Origin of the sequence: Hymenobacter terricola (genome assembly GCF_017921975.2) — a bacterium.
GTDB lineage: Bacteria > Bacteroidota > Bacteroidia > Cytophagales > Hymenobacteraceae > Hymenobacter > Hymenobacter terricola.
In genome coordinates this window covers 1-7,759 of the sequence record NZ_JAGEMO020000127.1, presented here as the reverse complement: position 1 = coordinate 7,759, position 7,759 = coordinate 1, and the positions used below count along the sequence as shown (strand labels likewise).

General features: G+C 65.4%; 4 protein-coding genes and 1 pseudogene. All 5 read right to left on the bottom strand.

Features of this window, described 5'->3' with window-relative positions; translation table 11 throughout:
- A pseudogene (locus J4G38_RS26695) lies at positions 1–389 on the bottom strand (hypothetical protein); the annotation flags it as partial.
- A 283-nt stretch (positions 390–672) separates the two neighbouring features.
- Positions 673–2,121 (bottom strand): RagB/SusD family nutrient uptake outer membrane protein, encoded by a 1,449-nt coding sequence (locus tag J4G38_RS26690; RefSeq protein WP_210522184.1) that lies wholly within the window; start codon positions 2,119–2,121, stop codon positions 673–675.
- An 18-nt stretch (positions 2,122–2,139) separates the two neighbouring features.
- Complete coding sequence (locus tag J4G38_RS26685; RefSeq protein WP_210522185.1) at positions 2,140–5,382, bottom strand: SusC/RagA family TonB-linked outer membrane protein; 3,243 nt, start codon at positions 5,380–5,382, stop codon at positions 2,140–2,142.
- 153 nt (positions 5,383–5,535) lie between these two features.
- On the bottom strand, positions 5,536–6,729 hold the full coding sequence (locus tag J4G38_RS26680; protein WP_394371080.1) for a glucuronyl hydrolase: 1,194 nt from the start codon (positions 6,727–6,729) through the stop codon (positions 5,536–5,538).
- Between the two features lie 109 nt (positions 6,730–6,838).
- Positions 6,839–7,729: a PfkB family carbohydrate kinase gene (locus J4G38_RS26675; protein ID WP_210522252.1), complete on the bottom strand. Its 891-nt coding sequence runs from the start codon at positions 7,727–7,729 to the stop codon at positions 6,839–6,841.
- Positions 7,730–7,759: the final 30 nt, after the last annotated feature.

The following is a 7,759-nucleotide window of genomic DNA, read 5'->3' as shown; positions in this document are numbered from 1 at the left end:
AATTCCTCGTACTTGGCCCGGCCTTCATCCGAAATGGCCGTGGCCACGCGCCCGGCCAGCTGGGGGTCCCAGGTGGCGGCCAGGGCAATGCTTTGGGGGAACACGGTGGCCTTGCCGGCCCGGGCCACGCCGTGCAGGCACTCGTTCCACCAGTTGTAGGCCGGCACCTTCAGCCCCGCGCTGTCGATGGCCGTGCCGGTGAACATGAGCAGCTTGATTTTCTGCTTGAGCGTGAGCCGGCCCACCAGGTCGGCCACCCGCACGTCGGTGCTGAATTGCGGGTCGAGGTATTTCAGGGGCGGGGCGGCCGGCGGGCGAAACGCCGCGAAGGCCAGCCCGCCCAGCACGCCGGCCGTGCCGAGGAACAAGCGGAAGAAGTTTGATTTCATTAAATTGGTAGTCAGTTGCGACTTACGCAGACGATTTCCGGGCTAGCCCCAGCGGGGGCGTCCCCGGTAGGGCGGCAGGTTGAACACCAGTTTGCGTAAGTCCTACAGTATTACATCCCAGCCGTCAGGTGAGCAGGGTCGAAATCATACCGGAACGAGGCAGTGATGAAAAAATAAACCATTGGCAAAGCCCGCGCGGGAAGCCTGCACCATGGCAGCTTCGGGGCCACTGGATATTCCCACCACGGAACCAGGGCAGCGCGGGCTTTGCCGCAGGTATAGTTTAGTAGCCGGGGTTTTGCGTCAGCTTCGGGTTGAGGGCGATTTCGCGGCTGGGCAGCGGCAGCAGCCGGGCCTCGGGGCGGGGCGTGAGGTTGTTGTTGGCCGGGTCGAGGGTGGAATAGGCGGCCTTGAAGGCCTGCATGGTGCTCACGTCCTTGCCCCAGCGGATGAGGTCGAACCAGCGGTGGCCTTCAAAGCACAGCTCCACGCGGCGCTCCTGCTCGATGGCCAGCTGGGTATCGGGGCCGGTGAGCGTGAGGGGCTTGGCGGCCAGGCCGGCGCGGGTGCGGATGCGGTTGATTTGCGGGATGGCCAGGGCCGTTTTGCCGTTGTTGTTGAGGGCCTCGGCGTACATGAGCAGCACGTCGGCGTAGCGCAGGATGGGCCAGTCGTTATCGCCTTCGTTTATCTGGGTCACCCGATAGATGAGCTTTTTGGCCCAGTAGTAGGAGTCGCCCGCGCCGTATACGCCCACGTAGGCGGTTTTCCGGGCGTCGCCGGCTTCAAAAGCATTGTATAAGTCCAGCGTGCCCACGCACGTGCTGTTGCCGGGGACGCTCGTGATAGTTAAGCCCGAGGGACTCGGCGCCATTTCGTGCACGAACCGGTTGCCTTCGCTGAACCCGCTGGCCGCGTACTGCGCGGCAAAAATAATTTCGGCGTTGTTGTCGTGGCCCAGGCCGAACACGTTGTTCAAATCCGGCAAAATCTGGTAGGGATTGGGGCTCAGCACGAGCTGCGCCAGCTTGGCTTCGGCGTCGGCCCATTTCTTTTCCTGCAGATAGACTTTGCCCAGCAGGGCCTGGGCCGCGCCCTTGGTGGCCCGGCCGATGTCGGCGGCCGCCGGGTACGTGGCGGGCAGCGCCGCCTCGGCTTCCAGCAGGTCCTTCTCAATCTGCGCGTACACGGCGGCTACCGGGGTGCGGCCCTGCGAGTAGGCGTCGGCTTCGGCCGTGATTTCGGTGAGCCGCAGGGGCACGTCGCCGAAGTAGCGCACGAGGTTGAAATACATCAGCGCCCGCAGGAATTTGGCCTCGCCGATGTACTGGGTTTTGGTGGCGGGGAGGGCAAACGGAATCGGGTCAATCCGGGCAATGATGACGTTGGAGTAAGCGATGGTGCGGTAGGCATCGTTCCAGGCCCCCGATATGGCCGGCGTGGAGGGCAGCCAGGTCAGCTTGTCGAAAATGCCGCGGGTGGACTCGCTCTCGCCAAAGGTGCGGGCGTTGTCGGAGGGCAGCTCCGAGAACTGGTAGTAATCGTTGTAGATGCCCCGCAGGTTGCTGTAGGTGCCCGTCAGGGCCAGCTTGATGTCAGATTCGCTTTTGTAGAAGTTGTTGACTACGATGTTGTCGCTGGGCGTGAGGTCGACGAATTTATTGCAGCCGCTGCCGGCCAGTACCAGGCCGGCCAGCAGCGCCAGGCGCCGGGAGAGAGTGTACCGTTTCATATCAAAGAGCGTGAAAGATTAAAAAGCAACGTTGATGCCGGCCGTTACGGTCCGGGTGGCGGGGTAGGCCCCCTGGTCAAGGCCCGCCCGGATGAGCGCGCTGTTGTTGCCGCCGTTGAAGGTGCCGGCGTTGATGTTCACCTCGGGGTTGTAGCCGGGGTACTTGGTGAAGGTGAACAGGTTCTGGCCCGTCACGTACAGCCGCACCGACTGCAGCTTGGCCCGTTGCAGCACGGCCCCCTGAATGGTGTAGCCCAGCGACACGTTGCGCACCCGCAGAAACGAAGCGTCGAAAACGGCCCGGTCAAGGAGCTGGTTGCCAAAGTTGTAGCCGTTGGCGGCCGCCACCGGGTACTTGGCATTGGTCGGGTGCTCCGGGTCGAACATGTTGTCGGCCACGTCGTGGATGGTGTTGAAGCTGCCGTTGCCCACCAGGTTGCGCATGTTGGCGTTCGCCACCTGGGTGCCCTGCACGCCCTGCAAAGTCACCGAGAAGTCGACGTTCTTGTAGGCCAGGGTCTGCGACAGGCCGTAGAGGAAGTCGGGCACGCCTTTGCCAATCTTGGTCCGGTCGGCTTCCGTGATGACGCCGTCGCCGTTGGTGTCCTGGATGATGTAGTCGCCCACTTTTTCCCCGGCTACTTTCGGGTACTTGGTCAGGTCGGCGGCGGTCTGGAAAATGCCCTGCACCTTAAAGCCGTTGAAGTCGCCCAGCGGGTCGCCCACCCGCACCTGGTACACGTTGTTCCAGCCCGTGTTCGAGGCCTCGCCGGGGAAGAACGCCGGGCCGCCCAGGTCCAGCACCTTGGTGCGGTTGCCCGAAATGTTGCCGTTGATGGTCCAGCGCACGGCCCCTACTTTCAGGTTGGCCGTGGCGGCCAGCTCCAGGCCGCGGTTTTGCAGCTCGCCCACGTTTTTGCGGAAGTTGACGGCGTAGCCCACCTCGCCGGGCAGGTCGCGGTTGAGCAGCATGCCCTGGGTCAGGCGGTTGTAGTAGTCCAGGGTCAGCACGAACTTATCGGCCAGGAAGCCCACGTCCACGCCCAGGTCGGTCTGGTTGTTCTTCTCCCACGTCAGGTCGGGGTTGGCAAAGCCGTTCTGGCCGTAGCCGATGGCCCGCCCGTTGTTGAAGCTGTAGTTGCGCCCGATGATGCTGTTGAGGTAGTTGAAGCTGCCGATGTTGGCGTTGCCGGTCTGGCCGTAGCTGGCCCGCAGCTTCAGCTCGCTCACGGCGTTTTTCAGGCCCTCCCAGAACGGCTCTTCGCTCACGCGCCAGGCCACCGAGGCCGACGGAAAGTAGCCGAAGCGGTTGTTGGGCCCAAAGCGCGAAGAAGCGTCGCTGCGCAGCGCGGCCGTGGCGATGTACTTGCGCTTGTAGTCGTAGGTGACGCGCCCGACATACGACAAAAACGCGTTCTGGTTGTAGCCCAGGTCGCCCGTTCGGTCGGGCGAGGCCAGCGGGTTTTCCAGCAGCGTGTTGGCAAACGAGCCGTTGCGCCCGGCCACGGCCGTGGAGCGGGCCTGGAACTTCTGGAGCGAGTACACGCCCAGCACCGTGAAATTGTGGTCGCCCAGGGATTTGGCATACGTGGCCGTGTTTTCCCACAGAAAATCAACCGACGTCAGCTGCGACTCGCGGCCGAACACCGACGAAAGCACGGGGACGGACAGGTTGGCCTGCTGGGCCGCGTCGGAGGCCAGCGTGCCCGGAATGTAGGCGTGCTGCTGGTCGACGTTGAGCGTGGCCCCGCCGCTGGTTTTCAGCCGCAGCCCGGCCAGCGGTTCCCATTCCAGGTAGGTGTTGCCAAACACCCGGTAGTTGTTCAGCCGGTTCTGGTTGAGGTCCACCACCGCCACCGGGTTGTACAGGTTGGTCTGGTAAGCCGCGAGGCCGTTCGGCAGGCGCTCGGGGGCATTGTAGCCCTGGCCGTAGTCGCCGTTGGCCCGGAACACCGGAATGGTGGGCGGCATGAACAAGCCCAGGGCCGTGACGTTGGGCACGCCGCGGGTGCCGACGGTTTCGCTGCTGTTGGACCCGCTGTAGGCCCCGGCGGCCGACTGCTGGTTCTGGATGGCGTAGGCCGGGGCCACCGTGAAGCCGATTTTGAGCTTGGGCACCAGGTTGGCATCCATGTTGAAGCGCAGGTTGAAGCGCTGGTAGTCGGTGCCTTTCAGCACGCCGTCCTGCTGGAAGTACCCGGCCGACACCGCGAACCGGGCCCGGTCGTTGCCGCCCGATGCGGAGAGCTGGTACTCCGTAATTTTGGCGTTGCGATAAATCTCGTTCTGCCAGTTGGTGTCTGAGAATATGGAAAGGTCGGCGACGTTGTCGTAAGCCGTGGCTGACGGGGCCGCCGGGTAATTGCGCGTCCGGGCCAGGAACTTCTGGTACTTCACATAATCGTCGCGGTTCAGCACGTCGAGCTTTTTGTTCACTTGCTGCAGGCCCGTGTAGGCCGTGAGCCGGAACACCGTTTTGCCGGCCTGCCCGCGCTTGGTGGTCACGATAATGACGCCGTTGGCCGCCCGCGAGCCGTAGATGGCCGCCGAGGCCGCGTCCTTCAGTATCTCAATCGAGGCAATGTCGCTGGGGCTGATGGTGTTGAACTGCGAAGCATCCTGCAAGGGGTAGCCGTCCACCACGTACAGCGGGTCGGCGGAGGTGCCCAGCGAGGTGCCGCCCCGGATGACGATGTTGGGCGGGGCCCCCGGCGTGCCGCCCCGGTCCGAGGTCACGACCACGCCGGGGGCCAGGGCCGCCAGCGCCTCACCGGGCGTGCCCACCGGCTGCCGGCTGATGTCCGCTCCGTCGATGGTGGAAATGGCCGTCGAGACCACCTTGCGCGACTGCGTGCCGTAGCCCACCACCACCACATCCTTCAGCTGCTGCGCGTCTTCCAGCAGCGTCACGTTGAATTCCGTCCGACTGCCCACTTCCACGTCCTGCGCGGCGTAGCCGATGAAGCTGAAGCGCAGCACCGGATTGGTGGCCGTGGCCGGCAGGTCCAGCACGAAGGTACCGTCGAGGCCGGTGGAGGTGCCCAGGGTCGTGCCCTTCACCAACACCGTCACGCCGGGCAAGCCCGCGCCTTTGGCATCCACCACGCGGCCGCGCACTTCGGCTGCGGGTTTGGGCCGGGCCAGGCGGAACGGCGCACCGCCGGGCGCGGGGCCGGCCGGAAAGGCCTGCGCCGGCAGCGCCAGGCCACTGAGCAGCGCCGGCACCACCAGCCACCGCGGAGAGAGTAAACAAGGAGTCATGGGAATTTGGAAAAAGGTGAGAAGACTAAGTTGGAGGGAATTAAAGCAGCTCTACCGCAGCAGTAATCAATGCCAATGCAACGAAGCGGCAGAGCTGCTTCGGCTGCGCGGACGCCAGAGGAGCAGGACGTTATGAGGTTTTTCCATGCGCAGCTACAATTGGTAGGCCGGCAGCTTGCGCAGGGCGTCGTAGCGGAGCAGGGCTTCGAGGTAGTAGTAGTCGGCGTACACCAGCGGCACGTCGATTTCGGAGTGGTGCGGCTTGGAGCCCACGCTGTGCTTGAGCAGGAAGTTGTTGTTTTCGCCCAGCTTGGCCCGGTAGGCCGGGCTGGCCAGGCTGGTGAGCATCGTCACGGCGGCCTGGTAGTAGGCTTTGCCGGCCGGGCCGGAATAGGTGCACAGCTCCAGCAGGGCCGAGGCCGCCACCGCCCCGGCCGAGGCGTCGCGCTCCTCGTTGGGGATGTTGGGGGCGTCGAAATCCCAGTAGGGAATCTTGTCGGCCGGCAGGCGGGGGTGGTGCAGGTAGAAGTCGGCAATGTGCTGCGCCTGGGCCAGGTACCTGGGGTTTTTGGTTTCGCGGTACAGCACCGTGTAGCCGTACAGGCCCCAGGTCTGGCCCCGCGCCCAGGCCGATTCGTCGGCGTAGCCCTGGCTGGTTTGGCGCTTCAACACCTTCCCGCCCGGCCCGTAGCACACCACGTGGTAGGAGCTGTAATCGGGCCGGAAGTGGTTTTTGAGCGTGCTGTCGGCGTGCGACACGCAGATGGTGTAGAAGCGCTTATCGCCCGATTCCCGGGCTGCCCAGAACAGGTATTCCAGGTTCATCAGGTTGTCGATGATGACGGGGTAGGAATAGCCCTTGAACTCGTCCCAGCTCTTAATCACGCCGTATTCGGGGTGAAAGCGGGTGGCCAGCGAGCCGGCCCCGGTGAGCAGGATGGGCCGGTAGGCGGGGTTTTGGGTGAGCCGGTAGCCGTTGCCCAGCGCGCAGTAGAGCATGAAGCCCAGGTCGTGGGTGCTGGTGTTGGTTTGCTCCGGCGTGAGGTTTCGGCTCCATTTGTCGGCGGCGGCCTGCCACTTCGGGTCCTTGGTGTGCTCAAACAAATACCAGAGCGAGCCCCCGAAAAAGCCGCTGCACCACCACGAGGTGGGCATGTCCTTCATCGAGCCGTCGGGGTTGGTGGACTGGGGCGTGCGCTTCCCGTCCGGGTGGGTCTGCAGCATCCGCTCGTACTGCTGGCCGGCCAGGGCAAATTCCCGGGCCACGTTGAGCGCCGGGGCTTTTTGCGCCCGCGCGGTCCCGGCCACGCAGAGCGGCAGCAGCAGCAAGGGGAGAAGGTTTTTCAGCATGGGAAACAGTTCAATAAAAACGGGTTGGGCGGGAAAGCGTCAAAGGCTGTCATGTCGAGCGCCGGCTGTCAGTGGACCAGCCGCTCGTCCGGTTCCGGCCGCCGGGTCAGCCGGCGCGAAGGAGCCCGCGCAGGTCGGTTTCGGAAAGCAGGGGCACGGCCCCGCGCCGGCCGGCCACCACCGCCCCGGCGGCGCAGGCCCGGGCCAGGCACTCGGCCGGGGGAGCCCCGGCGGCCCAGCCGGCCAGCAGCGCCGCCAGGAACGCATCGCCGCAGCCAAGGGGGTCGGCCACGGGCACCACGAAGCCGGGGCGGTGCCACCACGCGCCCCCGGTGTAGAGGGAGGCCCCGGCCGCGCCGCGCGTGAGGCACACGGCGCGCAGGCCAAAGTGCCCGGCCAGCCACGGCAGGGCCGTGTTGGGACCGGCCGGCTGGCCGTGCCAGGCCATGACCTCGGCCAGCTCGGCTTCGTTGAGCTTCACCAAATCGGCCTGCTGGAGCAGGTACTTGACCACCTCCCGCGCGTAGTGCGGGGGGCGCAGGTTCAGGTCCAGCACCTTGAAGCGGGCGTGCTGGAGCAGGCGGTAGAGGGTTTCGCGGCTCACCGGGCTGCGGGCGGCCAGCGTGCCGTACACCAGCATCGCGGCCCCGCCGGTGGCCCGGCGCAGGGTGTCGGTGTAGTGAATGTAGTCCCAGGCCAGGGGCCGCACGATGTTGTAGCGCCCCCGCTCGCCGGCGCGGCGCACGCTGGCCTTGACCACGCCGGTGAGGTGGGTGGCGCTGCGCTGCACCAGGGCCGGGTCGAGGCCCCGGGCCGCGAGGAAAGCCAGCAGCTCGTGGCCCAGCTCGTCGTCGCCCACCCGGCTGATGAGCTGCACCTGCTGCCCGAGCTGGTGCAGGTGCAGGGCCACGTTGCAGGGCGCCCCGCCGGGCTGGCGGCCGGCGGGCAGCACGTCCCAAAGGGTTTCTCCAAAGCAGACGATGGCGGACGAAGACATGAGCGGCGGTGATTTGTGACAAATGTCCGC

Bases quoted from the DNA above. Each gene is read 5' to 3' on its own strand.
- J4G38_RS26675 (WP_210522252.1), bottom strand. From the start codon at position 7,729: ATGTCTTCGTCCGCCATCGTCTGCTTTGGAGAAACCCTTTGGGACGTG.
- J4G38_RS26690 (WP_210522184.1), bottom strand. From the start codon at position 2,121: ATGAAACGGTACACTCTCTCCCGGCGCCTGGCGCTGCTGGCCGGCCTG.
- J4G38_RS26685 (WP_210522185.1), bottom strand. From the start codon at position 5,382: ATGACTCCTTGTTTACTCTCTCCGCGGTGGCTGGTGGTGCCGGCGCTG.